This window comes from Hymenobacter sediminis, from assembly GCF_003231285.1.
Classification (GTDB): Bacteria; Bacteroidota; Bacteroidia; order Cytophagales; family Hymenobacteraceae; genus Hymenobacter; species Hymenobacter sediminis.
In genome coordinates this window covers 1-15,781 of sequence record NZ_QKNS01000003.1, presented here as the reverse complement: position 1 = coordinate 15,781, position 15,781 = coordinate 1, and the positions used below count along the sequence as shown (strand labels likewise).

The 15,781-nt window shown below is 54.5% G+C and carries 13 protein-coding genes; 6 read left to right on the top strand and 7 right to left on the bottom strand.

Annotation, left to right across the window (positions count from 1 at the left end; genetic code table 11):
• Positions 1-82: 82 nt before the first annotated feature.
• The gene (locus tag DNI29_RS09100) at positions 83-604 is read right to left on the bottom strand and encodes a D-glycero-alpha-D-manno-heptose-1,7-bisphosphate 7-phosphatase (protein ID WP_110977802.1); all 522 of its coding nucleotides are present in this window, start codon (positions 602-604) and stop codon (positions 83-85) included.
• Positions 605-820: 216 nt separating this feature from the next.
• Between DNI29_RS09100 and hemG the strand changes: the two genes are divergently transcribed.
• The 3 genes from hemG to DNI29_RS09085 all read left to right on the top strand — a co-directional run bounded on the left by hemG (position 821) and on the right by DNI29_RS09085 (position 4,171).
• Positions 821-2,155, top strand: coding sequence for a protoporphyrinogen oxidase (gene hemG / locus DNI29_RS09095; protein WP_110977801.1), 1,335 nt, complete (start codon positions 821-823; stop codon positions 2,153-2,155).
• A 211-nt stretch (positions 2,156-2,366) separates the two neighbouring features.
• Positions 2,367-3,164 carry a polyprenol monophosphomannose synthase gene (locus DNI29_RS09090; protein ID WP_110977800.1) on the top strand — a complete coding sequence of 266 codons (798 nt, stop codon included), beginning with the start codon at positions 2,367-2,369 and terminating at the stop codon, positions 3,162-3,164.
• 65 nt (positions 3,165-3,229) lie between these two features.
• Positions 3,230-4,171: a TerC family protein gene (locus DNI29_RS09085; RefSeq protein WP_110977799.1), complete on the top strand. Its 942-nt coding sequence runs from the start codon at positions 3,230-3,232 to the stop codon at positions 4,169-4,171.
• Between the two features lie 106 nt (positions 4,172-4,277).
• Here the strand turns inward: DNI29_RS09085 and DNI29_RS09080 are convergent, their stop codons facing one another.
• Positions 4,278-6,437 carry a biosynthetic peptidoglycan transglycosylase gene (locus DNI29_RS09080; protein WP_110977798.1) on the bottom strand — a complete coding sequence of 720 codons (2,160 nt, stop codon included), beginning with the start codon at positions 6,435-6,437 and terminating at the stop codon, positions 4,278-4,280.
• A 165-nt stretch (positions 6,438-6,602) separates the two neighbouring features.
• On the opposite strand from DNI29_RS09080, the gene purB reads away from it, so the two are divergent.
• The 3 genes from purB to DNI29_RS09065 all read left to right on the top strand — a co-directional run bounded on the left by purB (position 6,603) and on the right by DNI29_RS09065 (position 9,958).
• Positions 6,603-7,967 (top strand): adenylosuccinate lyase, encoded by a 1,365-nt coding sequence (purB, locus tag DNI29_RS09075; protein WP_110977797.1) that lies wholly within the window; start codon positions 6,603-6,605, stop codon positions 7,965-7,967.
• Between the two features lie 204 nt (positions 7,968-8,171).
• On the top strand, positions 8,172-8,702 hold the full coding sequence (locus tag DNI29_RS09070) for a hypothetical protein (protein ID WP_123823164.1): 531 nt from the start codon (positions 8,172-8,174) through the stop codon (positions 8,700-8,702).
• 158 nt (positions 8,703-8,860) lie between these two features.
• Positions 8,861-9,958, top strand: coding sequence for a glycosyltransferase family 9 protein (locus DNI29_RS09065; protein WP_110977795.1), 1,098 nt, complete (start codon positions 8,861-8,863; stop codon positions 9,956-9,958).
• Positions 9,959-10,034: 76 nt separating this feature from the next.
• Here DNI29_RS09065 and DNI29_RS09060 read toward each other — a convergent pair whose 3' ends face one another.
• From DNI29_RS09060 to DNI29_RS09040, 5 genes are read right to left on the bottom strand one after another with little or no spacing between them, the layout of a single operon-like run.
• Positions 10,035-11,159 (bottom strand): glycosyltransferase, encoded by a 1,125-nt coding sequence (locus tag DNI29_RS09060; protein WP_110977794.1) that lies wholly within the window; start codon positions 11,157-11,159, stop codon positions 10,035-10,037.
• A 55-nt stretch (positions 11,160-11,214) separates the two neighbouring features.
• On the bottom strand, positions 11,215-12,201 hold the full coding sequence (locus DNI29_RS09055; protein WP_110977793.1) for a glycosyltransferase family 2 protein: 987 nt from the start codon (positions 12,199-12,201) through the stop codon (positions 11,215-11,217).
• The gene (locus DNI29_RS09050) at positions 12,194-12,727 is read right to left on the bottom strand and encodes a DUF4199 domain-containing protein (protein ID WP_110977792.1); all 534 of its coding nucleotides are present in this window, start codon (positions 12,725-12,727) and stop codon (positions 12,194-12,196) included. The genes DNI29_RS09055 and DNI29_RS09050 overlap by 8 nt, the downstream gene beginning before the upstream one ends.
• Before the next feature lie 36 nt (positions 12,728-12,763).
• Positions 12,764-13,279 (bottom strand): DUF4199 domain-containing protein, encoded by a 516-nt coding sequence (locus DNI29_RS09045; protein ID WP_162303561.1) that lies wholly within the window; start codon positions 13,277-13,279, stop codon positions 12,764-12,766.
• A 53-nt stretch (positions 13,280-13,332) separates the two neighbouring features.
• A complete protein-coding gene (locus DNI29_RS09040; protein ID WP_238388053.1) occupies positions 13,333-15,387 on the bottom strand; it encodes a BatA domain-containing protein in 2,055 nt (684 codons plus the stop codon).
• Between the last annotated feature and the right edge of the window lie 394 nt (positions 15,388-15,781).

Genomic DNA, 15,781 nt, shown 5'->3' with positions numbered 1-15,781 from the left:
GTCAGTAGCAACGCTGGCATCTTGGCTTAAAGCTTCAGGAGCCGTTTTCTTAGGTAGAAGGCGGCTCCTGAGGCTTTAAGCGTTAAATAAGCGTTCTGGAATTTGCCAGAATAATATCCGTGGCGGCTTGCAGGTTTACCACTCGGGGCTGGTAGTCGGCCGGTTCAGCCGCACCAATCAGAATGCCCCGTATTCCTACCCCCTGCCCCGCCTGCATATCGCGCAGCCGGTCGCCTACCATCCAGCACTGGGCCGGGTCGAGGCGGAAGCGGGCTATAGCCTTTTCCAGCATAAGCGAACCGGGCTTGCGCGCCAACGATTCCGATACGCTCGGGTGAGCCGGAGCGAAGTAAAGAGCATCCAGAAGGTTTCCCGTTGCCTGCTGCAGCTTCTGGTGGCAGGCCTGCACCTCGGCAGCCGAATACAGTCCCTTGGCAATGCCCGCCTGGTTGGTGACGACAATAAGGTAGTAACCGGCTTGTTTTAGCCGAGCCAGACTATCGGCCACGTCCGGCAGCACTACGAATTCCTCCAGCTTCCAAACGTAGTGCCCGATTTCTTCATTCAATACCCCGTCGCGGTCCAGGAATACAGCTTTGTTCATTGATGTTTTGGGTGAGGCGGTGAATCGTGACAGGTGAATGGGAATGGAGCAAGCGGTGATATGATGAATGATTACCTGAAATAACCTCAACCCGGCAAAGGTAACGCCCTACCCCAACCTGTTATCTTTGCGTTTCCTTACTGCTATTCTCATCATTACCCGTCACGATTTACTATTCACTTTACTGCTCCACCAACTCCTCACCTAAAACACCACATGGCCATTGCAATTCTGGGCGGCGGCATTTCGGGCCTTACTTTGGCCTGGTACCTGCAGCGCGCCGGCCTCGACTATGATTTGTTTGAAGCCGCGCCGCGCCCCGGTGGTACCATTCGCTCAGAGCAGCACGGCCCCTACCTGCTTGAAACCGGCCCTAACTCGCTGCAGCTCTCCGACGAGCTGCGGGAGCTGCTCGATGGCCTGGGCCTAACTTCCCAGATTCAGGATGCGGCGGCCGTGAGCCAGAACCGCTACGTGCTCCGGGAGGGCCGCTACCAGAAGCTGCCTGCCTCGCCCCCAGCCTTGCTTACCAGCTCCTTCTTCAGCCTGAAAGCCCGGTTTAATTTTCTGCGTGAGCTAACCCGCCCGGCCCTACCCCCCGATAGCCAGGAAACCCTGGCCCACTTCTTCCGCCGTCGCTTCGGGCCTGAAGTGGTGGACTATGCTTTGAATCCGTTCATCTCAGGCATTTACGCCGGCGACCCGGAGCAACTGCTGCTGCACAAAACCTTCCCGCAGCTGGCGGCCCTAGAGCAGCAGCACGGCTCGGTGGTGCGGGGTCTCATGAAAAGTAAGGGGGCTCCTGGGGGCCGGCGGCGCATCTTTACCCTACGCGAAGGCCTGCAAACGCTCACTGACACGCTGGCGCGTAAGCTGCGGCGGGCTCATTTCGGGCAGGCGGCTACCCTGCTCCACCGCCGCGAAGATGATGGCTTGTGGGAGCTGGAAACTACCGCCGGCCCCGCACCACGCCTCTACCAGCAGGTAGTGCTGGCGCTGCCGGCTTACACGGCAGCCTCGTTGCTGGAAACACAGTTTCCCGAAGCGGCCGCAGCCCTCGCCCAGGTGCACTACCCACCCATGACGGCCGTGTATACCGCCTACCAGCGCGCCGATGTACAGCATCCCTTAGATGGCTTTGGAGCCCTGCACCCCCAAGTAGAGCAACCTTACGCCGCTGGCAGCATCTGGACCAGCTCTATTTTTCCGGAGCGGGCACCGGCTGGGCAGGTGCTGTTTACCACCTTCGTGGGGGGTAGCCAGTACGAAGCCCAGGCCCGCCAGCCCGAAGCAGAGCAGAAAGCCGCCGTACACCAGGAGTTAAGCCGGTTGTATGGGGTAGCCCCCGGCGCGCAGCCGCTGTGGCAATACCGCTACTATTGGGAGCGGGCTATTCCGCAGTTCGATGCCCGTATTGTGCCGGCCCACGCCGCCGCCGATACTCTGGCTTTGCAGGGCATGCACGTTACCGCCAACTGGCGGGCAGGAGTTGGCGTACCCGATTGTGTGCGTCACGCGCGCACCTTGGCTGCTACCCTTGCCGCCAGCTAAAATCCACGACTTCCGCACACGCTTTTAGCAGTTACCCATACTCTTTACCAGGGCAAGAACTTATGCTTTCATCTTGTCTGTTAGCTGAAGGATAGTAGCTGGCAGGCAACCTGAGGCTATTATTTTGCATCTGTAGCTACCACCCGAAGTTTGCGCGCCGCGGCCTGTTCATCTGCTACGGCACCCAAAACAAACTTCTACCTTTACGGCAATGAATAACGGGCTTGTCCTGATACCGACCTATAATGAGCGTGAAAATGCGGATTTGATTATCCGTAAGGTCTTTTCATTGCCTCAGGCTTTCGATGTGCTTATCATCGACGACGGCTCGCCGGATGGCACAGCCGACATTGTGCGCGGCCTCATGCCCGAGTTTGAGGGCCGGCTGTTTCTGGAGGAGCGGAAGGGCAAGCTGGGCCTCGGCACGGCTTATATTCACGGCTTCCGCTGGGCCCTGGCCCGCGGCTATGAGTTTGTGTTTGAGATGGATGCCGACTTCTCACACAACCCGGAGGACCTTATCCGCCTCTACGACGCCTGCGCCTACCAGGGCTACGACCTGGCTATCGGCTCACGCTACATTCAGGGCGTGAATGTGGTGAACTGGCCCATGGACCGGGTGCTGATGTCGTACTTTGCCTCCGCCTACGTACGCCTGATTACCCGCATGCCCATTATGGATGCTACGGCTGGCTTTAAATGCTATACAGCACGGGTGTTGCGCACCATTCCGCTCAATCAAATCAAGTTTGTGGGCTATGCCTTCCAGATTGAGATGAAGTGGCTGGCTTACAAATATGGATTCCGCATCAAGGAGGTGCCTATTATTTTCACGGACCGCACCCGTGGCGCTTCCAAAATGAGCAAGGGCATCTTCAAGGAAGCTCTGTTTGGCGTGGTGCAGATGAAGATCAGTAGCTGGTTTCGGCGTTTTGAGCAGGTAGCGTCCCAACGCGAGGAAACTACCCTGGCGGGCGTACCCGCAACCTCGGCCTCGGAAAGCCGGTAAGAAAACCGGGCACGGCCAGCGTGCCCGACGGCGGCAAATGACGCAGGTCGTGTATCTTACCGCCTATGGAAAACACCCCGCTCTTCTGGGTTGGCTTCAATGCCTTCGTGCTGGTTCTGCTGCTGCTCGATCTGCTTGTGTTCAACCGCAAAGCCCACGTAGTGCGCATGCGGGAAGCCTTGGGCTGGAGCGCCTTCTGGATTCTGCTATCCCTCAGCTTCAACTACCTGGTGTACCACTGGATGGGCAAACAGGCGGCCATGGAGTTTCTGACGGGCTACCTCATTGAAAAGTCGCTGAGTGTTGACAACCTGTTTGTCTTCCTGCTCATTTTCAGCTATTTCAAAGTACCGCAGCAGTATCAGCACAAAATCCTGTTCTGGGGAATTATCGGAGCCTTAGTGCTACGTGCCATATTTATATTGGCCGGTGCGGCGTTGCTGGCTAAGTTTCACTTCCTGATGTATGTGCTGGGTGCTTTCCTCGTGTACACAGGCGTGAAGATGGCCACTAGCGGCAGCGAGCCGGAAATCGACCCCGACAACAACCCGCTGGTAAAGTTTCTGAGCCGCCACTTCCCAATTACCAACCGCCTGCACGAGGGCAAATTCTTTGTGCGCCAGAACGGAACGCTCTTCGCTACCCCCCTGCTGGTAGTGCTGGTGATGGTGGAAACGACCGACGTAGTATTTGCCGCCGACTCAATTCCAGCCATCCTGGCTATTTCGCGCGATACGTTCATTGTATACACTAGCAACGTGTTTGCCTTGCTGGGACTGCGGGCGCTATACTTTGCCCTCGAAGGCTTGATGCGCCTGTTTCACTACTTGCACTACGGCCTCTCACTGATCCTGATCTTTATCGGTGGCAAGCTGCTCCTGGCCAATCTGGTTCACATTCCTATGGGGATTTCTCTAGGGATAGTCGGGTTTATTTTGGCCGGCTCCGTTGGGTTGTCGCTGCTGTTTCCGAAGCAAGACCCTATTCCTCCGGAGAAACTGCCGTAACCCCCTCCAGCCGAGGTGAAATGTGTACCTGAATGGATGCGAAAAAGCCCGCAACTGTAGTAGCTGCGGGCTTTTTGTTTGTCTACTTGTTTATCTGCGCCAGGGGCTACGGCTTGGTAGGTGGGGTAGCCGGTTGGTTGGTGGGCGGAGCTTGCTGACCAGTATTCACGCCTGCATCGGGCGCTGTGTCGCCGCCAAGCAAATCTATCAGGTTGAGGGGCTCGTACTGCGAAGAATCGGCGGCTACTACCGTACGGACGGTGTCGCGGGTAGCACGCACAATGAACTGGCGGGCCGGACCTTGGAAATTCACGGAGTTACCTAAGCTCTCGTACTCATTTTGCGAGATGTAGCCTTTGCGGGCCATCAACTGCGCAATCAGGCGGTGGAAGTAGCGGGCCGAACCGCGCATCTCGCCATACTGGTTGAAGCCTGCTCGGTAGGACTTAGGCCGCGGAATAATACTGGCCAGAAACAGGCTTTCCGACAAGTTGAGATTGGAGGGGTGCTTGTCGAAGTAGAACTCTGCGGCTTCGTGGACGCCGTAAATCTTCGGGCCCCACTCAATGATATTCAGGTATACTTCCAGCATCCGTTCCTTGCTGGTCAGGCGTGTGTTTTCAATAATCCACACTATCAGGGCCTCCTCTGCCTTGCGCACCAGAGTTTTCTTACGGGTTAGAAACACGTTTTTCACCAGCTGCATGCTGATGGTGCTACCACCCCGGGCGAAGCGCCGCTCTTTGATGTCGTGAATGGCCGACTTTACCAAGGCTTTTTCCATGAAGCCGCGGTGGGTCATAAACCGCGGATCTTCAGCCGTCATGATGGCATATTTCAAGTAGTCAGGCACCTCATTGTAGGGCGTAAACTCCGGATTGGAGGCGCCTACCATAAAGGTTTTCACCGAGTCGCCTTTGTCGTTGTAAGCGGTGTAGGGAAACTCCTGATTCAGCTTGTTCAGGTTTTCGCGGCCAAAGCGCGTTACGCGGAATTTGGTAGCCTGCAAGCCCGAGTCGAACTTGAGGCTGTCCAGCTTATTCATGTCCAGATCGGCCATCAGGTGATACTTCAGCGTGCCTTCGGCCTGAGTTCCTTCCAGAGTTTCGAACATTCCTTCGGGTAGGGAGGCGAAGAAGTCGTTGGCCTTGGTTTCTGCTGATTCTACGTTCAGCTTCACCTGTATACCGGCCAGCAGCTGGCCACGACTGGTGAGGCCGTTGATTTCCTTCCCGATAACGCGCTGGGGCACCGGCAAGCGGCGCATGCTCAGCTCCGGAAACAGCTCCATCTTGTTCAGCAGCACCCGCGTGCCCTTCTCCAGCGCAAACGAGGCCTGCCCCAGTTTCATCACGAAATCAATGCCACCGCGTGGGAAACGCACGTCCGTGTCGGAAAGCTTGGGGTGGTTAACAATGAAGTTGGCGGCCGAGGCGGTGCCTTTCAGCGTGAGTTCGTCCTCGCCATTCAGGTCTTTCTCACTCAGGCTCACGCGCACGGAGTCAAACTGCACCCGGGCCCCGTAGCGGCTCTGCACGTAAGGCAACACCACCGGACGGCGGTCGAGCCCAAAGATGTGCGCATCTACTTCATAGTCACTGGCATCAATGCGTCCCTGCACGCCCACCCGGTTTTCTACCGAGTCGATAATGGCCGTGAGCTGCCCGGTGATGTCGCCATCCTCAATGGCCAAGCGGGGCATGGTCAGGGTAGCCTCATGACGTGGGCTGCGGTAAGTAACTAGGAAGTTTTGGAAGTCTGCCTCCTCGGGGATGTTGTCGAAGGTAGCCTCCAGCAGCTGGTTGGCTAGCAGACCGTAGTTAATGCCGTTGGCTGTGTCGCGCGGTACGGCTGGCTGGTTTTTCTTTTTCCGGTAGAGAAAAGAATAGTTGTCTTTGCCGGAGCGCGTTTGCCGCGCCGTGAGGCGAGCATTGCTGATTTCCATGTTACTAAACACCGGACGGCCCGCAAACAGGCTGCGCACGCTCAGGGAGGCCCGCACTACCTGGGCTTTCAACAGCGTATCGGGGGTAGCGGTGGGTACCATGCTCACCCCGTCGAGCTGCACGGTGTTGAGGTCAGTGAAGCGGGCCGGCCCCAGGGTGAGTACCACAGGGTATTTGGCTTCTACTTTGGCCTTCACCTTTTGCAACGCGAAATCCAGAAGCTGCTGGCGCTTGAACAGGAAGATACTGAGGCCCAGGAGCAGAAGCGCCGCCAGGATGCCCAGGCCGATGCCGATTTTTTTCTTGGTTGCTGGAGTCACGCGAACAGATCGGGAGAAAGGAAGTCGCGGTCGGGCCTGCCAGATTCGTGCCGAACCCACCGCCGCTCGAACAACAAAGGTAGCGAAAAAGGCCCGCGCCCCGATTGGCCTACGCCTTGGCTTCCGCTACCTTTGGCCTGTTCTGGCCAATTTTCTCTTCTACGCATGTCCGCTACTGTCGACTACGCCTCGCTTACGCCCCTCACCGCCGTTTCGCCTCTCGATGGGCGCTACCGCCGTCAGGTGGCGCCGCTTTCCCCGTATTTTTCGGAGCTGGCTCTTATTCGTTACCGCGTGCTGGTGGAAGTGGAGTATTTTATTGCTCTCTGTGAGCTACCCCTTCCGCAGCTGCAAACCATTGAGCCCAGCACTTTGGAGGGCCTGCGCAGCATCTACACCCAGTTCTCTGACCAAGATGCGGAGGCGGTAAAAGCCCATGAGAAGGTAACTAACCACGACGTGAAAGCAGTGGAATATTTCCTGCGCGACCAGTTCACGGCGCGAGGCCTTGGTCAGTACCTGGAGTTTATTCACTTCGGCCTGACTTCGCAGGACATCAACAATACCGCTATTCCGCTTAGCCTCCAGCACGCCCTGATTCATACGCTGCTGCCCGCCTACGCGAAAGTACGCAACAAGCTGGCCACGCGCGCCACCGAGTGGGCAACGGTACCCATGCTGGCCCGCACCCACGGGCAGCCGGCCTCTCCTACCCGCCTGGGCAAGGAAATACAAGTGTTTGTGGCCCGCCTCGATGCCCAGGTGGAATTGCTGGGGCAGGTGCCCTTTGGGGCGAAGTTTGGTGGCGCTACCGGCAACTTCAACGCCCACCACGTCGCCTACCCCGAAGTCAACTGGCATAGCTTTGCCAAGCAGTTTGTGGAAGGCCGGTTGGGCCTGAAGCGTAGCTACCCTACCACCCAAATTGAGCACTACGACCACTTAGCAGCTCTCTGCGACGGACTGAAGCGCCTCAATACCATTCTCACGGACCTGGCCCGCGACGTTTGGCAGTATATCTCCCTGGGCTATTTCCGCCAGACCATTAAGGAAGGCGAAGTGGGCTCATCCGCCATGCCGCACAAGGTAAATCCCATCGACTTTGAAAATGCCGAGGGCAACCTGGGTATTGCCAATGCTGTGCTGGAGCACTTATCGGCTAAGCTGCCCATTTCCCGCCTCCAGCGCGACCTTACCGACTCCACCGTGCTGCGCAACCTAGGCGTGCCGCTGGGCCACACCCTCATTGCCCTTACGGCTCTACAGCGTGGCCTCGATAAACTAGCGCTTGATGAAGCAGCCCTCCGCCGCGACCTAGACGATAACTGGCCGGTTGTAGCTGAGGCTCTCCAAACCATTCTGCGTCGCGAAAACTACCCAGATCCGTACAATGCTCTCAAGGCCCTGACCCGCACGCACGGTCCCATCACGGCGCAAACCATCAGTGAGTTCATCGATGCCTTGGAAGTAAATGACCAAGTGAAGGGAGAATTACGTGCTATTTCACCGGCGAACTATACCGGCATGTAAATTTTCAGGCTATATCAAATTCAGCGGAAAGGATATAGTGATTTGATTTTGATGGATATAGCCGAGCAAGGAGAGGTAGTGCTGGTCACTACCTCTCTTTGTTTACTTATAGCTGGCCTCATTGTTGGAACAGGCGCTTGAATGAAAAAGCATTTTTCAGGCATTTCGCCGCAACTTTACGGCTCAGCTTTCCCTCTTTTGAGTATGAAGAAACTTCTTACTTTATTCTGCTTTCTCAGCCTGTCAGCAGTATCAGCTTCGGCCCAAGAGCAGCAAACCAGCAGCATTCAGGCTCTCGATGAACAGTATGGCTTCCACGGGGCCCGCTTTGAATCTTCTGTGAATTCTTACAAAGGCCTGGCCCTCGCAGAAAAGGGAGGCGACACGCGTTTCTACCGGCGCCCTACCGATGTGAAAACCATGGGTGAAGGCGAGTTGTCATCTATTCGCTACGGGTTCTATAAAGGCAAACTGGCTATGGTGATTCTGGAAACCAAGGGGCTCACCAACAGTCGGGCTGTGCTGGCCGCGTTGGTTGCTCAATATGGTCCTGGTGCTCAGAACAACCCCTATCAGCAGCGCTTCGCCTGGAACGGCAAGGAAGTAACCATGAGCTACGATGAAAACGCGGGTAGCAACGACGCAACTATTTTTATTTCCAGCAAGAAGCTGCGGGCCATGCAGCTGAAGGAACAAAGCAAAGCTGGCATAAAGCTCGGTGGTGTACCGCTGTAAGCAGCTGCAGCTTCTGTTTATCTGGCTTAACGCAGCGGCTACCCACACTTACCACTAAGCCCTACCCCCAATACAGGATACTAGGAGGCCTTCGCACTTGGTGCGAAGGCCTTTTTGTGGGTGCTACTTCCTATTTTTGCCGCTTACTATTTCCCTGCATGGCCTCTCTCCACGGCATCACCGTTCATCCCGACTGCCGCCATTTCCGCGGTGATATTCCCTGCCGTCCCAATAAAGAACACGGCTATCAGTGCGCTGGCTGCCCCGTGTATGCCCCCGTGCAACAGCGTATTCTTATCATCAAGCTCGGGGCCATCGGCGACGTTATCCGCACTACTCCCTTGCTGCGGCGGTTGCGGCAGGAGTACCCGGCCAGCAAAATCACCTGGCTAACCCTCACGCCCGCTATTCTACCCCAGGGTGAAATAGACGAGGTTCTAAAACTAGATTTACCTGCCGTGCTCCACCTGCAGCAACGGGAATTTGATCTGCTTTTCAACCTCGATAAAGACAAAGAAGCCTGTGCCCTCCACGACTCTATCCGGGCCACCCACAAGTTCGGCTACACGTTGCACCAGCAGTATGGGGTAGCATGGCCCGGCAACGCCCTGGCCGAACACAAGTACCTTACGGGTGTATTTGATGAGCTCAGCCTGCAGAACCAGAAGCCTTATGTGCAGGAAATATTTGAGCTGAGCGGTTTTGAGTTTCAGGGTGAAGAATATGTTTTCGACACCCACGAGGACAAAGGCTACGATTGGAGCGCCCTACCCCAGGGTCGCCCCCGAATCGGCCTGAACACCGGCTGCGGCGACCGGTGGACAACGCGCCTGTGGTCCGATGATAAATGGACAGCCCTGATTAATCAATTACAAGCTGCTGGCTACGCCCCCGTACTGCTGGGCGGCGAGGCAGAAGATGAACGCAACCGCCGCCTGCACGCCACTACCGGCGCAGCTTATCTAGGCACGTTTCCGCTGCAGCAGTTCATCAACCTGATGCACCAGATGGACGGCATCGTGACGCAGGTGACCATGGCCATGCACATCAGCATTGCCCTGCGTAAGCCCACCATCCTGATGAACAACATCTTCAACCCCTACGAATTTGACCTCTACGGCCGCGGCCAGCTCGTGCAGCCCGACCGGGAATGCGTCTGCTTCTACCGGGGCTCCTGCAAGCTAGGTACCAGTTGCATGGAGGAGCTGCCGGCCGAGAAGGTTTTCGCGGCCGTCCAGAGTAGCGTTCCGCTGTAGTCATACAGTATAAAAGGAAAGGCTCCTGATAACTGGTCTGTTATCAGGAGCCTTTCCTTTTAGCTTATTCCAGTCCCTACCCCGCTACCTCCTTTAAAGCCTTGATCATCTCGGTCCAAGAGAATTCCTTCTTTTTGGCCCACACGCCCGCCGTGAATTCCTGCTCCCGCTGCTGCTCATAAAAGTCTACCAGCGCATCGGCAATGGCCTTGGGGGTAGGCGGCACCACGTAGCCTACCTCCCCATTCGGAATCAGCTCAGCCAGTCCGCCTACGTCCGTTACCAGCATGGGCCGGCTGAAGTGGTAGGCAATCTGAGAAACGCCGCTTTGGGTAGCGTTTTTGTAAGGCTGCACCACCATATCGGCTGCGCAGAAGTAATCTACTACCCTCTCGTTGGGAATGAAGTCGGTGGCGCGTACCAGGCGGTCTTCTAGCTTATGTTGCCGAATCAGCTCTTCATAGGGCGCGGCATCTTCATAGAATTCACCGGCAATAATCAGCTTCACCGGCAGCCGGGCCAGGCGCTCATCCGCAAAGGCCTCCAGCAGGATATCCAGCCCTTTATATGCCCGGATAAACCCAAAGAACAGTAGGTAGCCAAATTGGGGGTCGAGTTGCAGTGCTTCTAATGCCTGCGCTTTCGGCTTTAATGGCCCAAAATTATCGTAAAGCGGATGAGGCCGGTATAGGGCGGGCTGCTTGAAATGCAAACGTCGCAGATCCGCCAGCACCGCCCTACTCATGGTCACAAACCCGTGGCAGGAAGCCAGGAAATAGCGCGTCAGTGGCCGGTCGCCGGGGCGCTTTTCGTGCGGAATTACATTGTCGGTTATGGCTACTACACGGGTGTGACGGTTGCGGCGCACCAAACGCGCTACCGTCCCGAGGGCTGGCCCCATAAATGGCAGCCAGAACCGAAAAATCACTAGGTCCGGCCGCTCCCGGCGCAGCTTGTTCCCTACCCGGTACCAGCTCAGCGGGTTTACTGAGTTCAGGCTAACTTCTATCTCCAGGTCGTCGGGGCCCGCCTCAGTGCTGAACTGCGTCTGACCAGGAAACAAAAAATTGGGGTACTGCAGGGAAAAAGTAACCAAGCGTACCTCGTCGCCGACTTCACGGAACGCCCGGGCCAACCGCTCATTGTAGGTGGCTAGCCCTCCCCGCAGGGGGTAGGCCGGCCCAATAATGACGACTTTCATTCGGTAGAAAATAAAACCGCCGGGCTAATTTCTAGCTCGGCGGCTGTCTTAACTGCTACTTCAGGTTTAGCTTTTCCCGCACCAGGTAATCGTTCCGGTGGGCTCCGCTTAGCTGCACCATTTCGGCCAGGAAACCCGCCAAAAACAACTGCACCCCCACTATTACGGCCACCAAAGCCAGAAAGAACAGAGGCTGCGCGGTAACGTCGCGGGCGCGCAGATTGTGCGCCGCCAGCCACACCTTTTCCGCTACCAGCCACAGCGTAATCAGCATACCCACCAGAAACGACAGCGTACCTAGTGTTCCGAAGAAGTGCATGGGTCGGCGCCGAAACCGGCTCACGAACGTGATACTCATCAAATCCAGGAAGCCGTACACGAAGCGCTCCAGGCCGAATTTGGTCGTGCCGTACTTACGCTCCTGGTGCTGCACCACCTTCTCGCCAATCTTGCGGAAACCCGCCCATTTGGCAATTACCGGAATGTAGCGGTGCATTTCTCCGTACACTTCTACGCTCTTTACCACCCGGCTGTCGTAGGCTTTCAAACCGCAGTTAAAGTCGTGCAGCTTAATGCCGGAAATCCAGCGGGTGACACCATTAAAGAGCTTAGTCGGGATGGTTTTGCTTAACGGGTCGAAGCGCTTCTTCTTCCAGCCGCTTACCAGATCAAACCCCTCCTGGGTAATCATGCGGTACAGATCAGGCAGCTCTTCCGGCGAGTCCTGTAAATCGGCATCCATCGTGCACACCACCCGGCCCGTGGTTTCCCGGAAGCCCACATTCAGGGCCGCCGATTTGCCATAGTTCCGGTTAAAGCGGATGCCACGCAGGTGCAGGTCATCAGCCGCCAGCTCCTCTATTACTTCCCACGAGTTATCCGTCGAGCCATCGTCGATCAAAATAACCTCGTAGGTAAGCCCGTGCTGGCTCAGTACCCGATTAATCCAGCGCGTAAGCTCTGGCAAGGATTCAGCTTCGTTGAGCAGCGGAATGACAATAGATAGCTCAACGGGAAAATGCTGCGAAAGACGCTTACTCAAACTCTGGACGGGTGTTTTTAGTGAAGGCGGAAATAATAAGGGCGAATACTAGCCCGAAAAGAATGCCTCCAAAGGCTGTTTTAGCAATATTTAGCGGCGAACCTAGCTTTTCCATGCTGATATCTGCTAAGGATTTTTCTAGTTGCTCTTCGGGAACATTTTTGCTGACTAGCCAGGCTTCCATGTCAGCACGCATCGCATCTACATAGTTTATATCAATAAAATTGACGTAGATGTAATTAAAAATTCCCGTGAACAAGCCGCTTATGACGCCCATAACCATGGCAATAACCAATCCCTGCCCATACGTCATAAAACCGGCGTTCTGCTTTTTGTAATACTTATGAGCCAATGTGATGCCGACAACCCACACTGTAGTGGATATCAGGAATGTTGCTAGGTAGCTAAAGGATAAACCCGTTACCTTCAGAACAAGATCAACTACTATACCGATAAACCCAAAGAGGATTCCGTAACGAATGCCAACGACGGTTGGTGATGCGGTAGGTGTAATCGTGTTTTCCATAGCAGAAAGGATGTAAAGTTTGGCTGGAAAGGTATATTATTTCCGCAAAAACACGCCCCCAGGAATACTGATTAACAACCCGAATATGATCTTTTTAGCAAATTCATCTTGGGCAAAAGCAGCCGGCGTATGCGCTAGCCCTTTCAGAGTAGCCGCATATTGTTGAGCTCCATTGGGCTGCTTGAGGTACAGAGCCTTCGCATTTGCCAATAACTGACGAGCTTCTACCAGATGCTGCTCTATCAGTCCCGGATCAGCTAAGCGCGCAAACGTATACAACCCCACAGCAGCCACACCAGCCCCTATCAAGGTAGTCAGCAACCCTACCCCTACAGATTTCCATAATCCCGGTCCGTTCGCATAATAGCGCCGCAGTAGTATTTGGCTGACCACAGCTGCAATAGGCGGAAAGAAATCCGACAACGTGCGTTTAGGCCCGTAGGGATTATTGTCGGTGAGGTACAGAAATAGTACCCAAGCTATGCAAAGGGCACCGGTGATAGCACCATGTAGCACGGCAGTGCGCAGCACCGGATGGGGAGAAGCAGCCAATTTTAAAAGTAAAAATCTGATACGGGCCGCAAGATACTAGGTACCGTTGCAATCTAGGCAGCCTCAGCCAACGGAGCAGCCGCTGTTCCCCGATTCAGCCGTATGAGAAGCCCTTCTAGAAACAAACATAGCAAGGCTCCTAACAGGCAATAGCGCCACAAGGGTACACCTACGCGCGTAGCCTTATAGCGAGCCGCAACGGTTTGCCCCTGCTCTAAATCATATACATGTACGTTGGGCCTGTCAGGACCTATGAGTTCTCTCAGTTCTGCGGTTGAATAGCTCCGCAGATCCGACTCACGCTTATCGAAATTAAAGGCAAGCGTAGCAACGGTTTGACCATCGCGCTGCAGTGAATAAAACCCCGGCTTCTGCATGCCAGATGGCAGATCCAAGTGTAGTATGCTCCCCTGCTGGCGTTGAGTGGGTATATAAGCCAAGCTATCCTGCACTAAGCGATAAATTGCTTCCTTTCCTTTGGCTGGGCCTACCTCATCAGGTAGCTGCAAAGTAACCGACTGTTGGTTCAGCCGATATGCAGGTTGTTGTTCTTGCTGATAGCTTAACATAGCTAGCCGGTACATTACTGGCACGAACAAAGCATGCTGACCAAAATCAGAGTAAGGAAGACTTAGTGGTGCCGCAAAAACATACACCATGCCCTTCCCACTTGGGAAACCACCTAAGTACCCCTCTCCATCGCGCAATTGAAGTATTTCCGCACCTGAACGAGACCACCGAAGCACTGGCGCTGCTTTTGGCATAGCTACCCGTTGGTTGACTCCAGCAAAAACTTCTTTAAAGAAAGGATTTTGCGTACTAGGCATAGCCACTTCCTGCAAGGGCGGGGCAACACTCTGTTGTGCATTCCATTGAATAGGTCCTAGACCCAATCCTCGAAAAAGCCTAGCGTATGTTTCCCGGCTACTCGCGGTACCAGATGGTATTATTACTACCGTAGCCCCGTGCTCTGTGGCCTCTCGCAATGCGTCCTGCAATCCTGCTGATAAAGCCGTTGCCTCTCGTACTATTACTAAGTTGGCTTTAGTTATTACTTTATAATCTACTGATCGTGGAGTGGCATAATGATATGTGAACAGAGGCTCATTACTATAGAGTTGGTCCAGTTGCTTACTATCTGCTACTTCTACAATTGAAATTTGGGTAGCGGGACGCAATGTGAAATAATAGGTATTATCAAAACCCACCGGAAAATCTTCTACTACAATACGGCACTGTTGCACCCCTGGGACTGTCAACCGGACTCTTACCTGCGTAGTTACAGCTTGTTGCGCAGGTACAGCTGTTTGGAATGATGCTACCTGACGTTCGCCCACGAATAGTTTAGCCTGGCAATTTTCAGCCGCTTCTTGCCCACCATTCCGCAGCCGAATGTGAGCCTGCACATCTACTCCCTGACGAATAAAAGCATCATCTAACCATATGCTATCTATAAATACATTTGGTTTTCTCTGAGCTTCCAAAGGCACCAGAAAGGTTTGCCGAGATGTATCAAGCTCAGCCAGTGTCTTCTTTGAGAAGACATTGCGCTGATAATCTGAAAAGACAAACAATGGGCCTTCACTCTGCTGATTATTACTCGCTGGCTCCTGAATTAGCTTGCTGCTTTGTCCACTTACCTGGATCTGCTCTATTTCAGCGCGGTACTCAGCAGCGTTAAGCGCTTTATTACGACTATGAGGCAATAGGGCGTAACGGGTTGCAGCCGGAAAGGCCAACGGGAGCTCTTGCGCTTCCTGAATTGCCTGTTCCAATAGAGCTGCATCCTCACCTCCTAGCTGCTGCATACTCGGAGACGAATCTACGAGCACACTAACTACGCTATCAGCCTTATCTGCGCCCTCAGGTGCCGGAATAAAAGGCTGGGCAAATAGCAAGACCAAGAAACTAATCAACCCTATTCTTACAGCAAGAATCAGCCAGTGCTTTAAGCGCCGCTGGCGAGCCGTAACTAGCTTGACTTCCTTGATAAACTCCACATTGGAAAACAACAGCCTCTGTGGTCGTCGTAATTCAAACAAGTGTACAGCAATAGGAATACTAATGGCTAAGAGAGCCGCTAAGAACCAGGGATAGGTAAATGCCATGAGAAAGGTGTATCCGTGAAGATAAACACAAAGTGTCCTTTGCTAACAACTAGCCCACTTTAATCACATAACTCATCTGAGGGTCGCTTTGTGTCATATATTAACAGACACAAGCTATTCTTACCTCCTTTAAAAGTAAGTGCACATAGCCACGTATTGGGCTCTGTAGTCAAGTCCAGCCTAGGTAAGCGTCTTAAACCTGCAGTTAATACTGGTGCTTACTGTGCCAGATGTCATATGTACGTCTCCGAGCTAAGCTCTAAGGGAGGGCCGGGGGGAGCAGGGGGGGGTATAAATGCAGAACGCCCCCCTGCAGCACGAAGTCGCAGGGGGGCGTCAGGAAATGATAAGGTTGGCGGCGACCGACTCTCCCGCCGGTGAAGGCAGTACCATA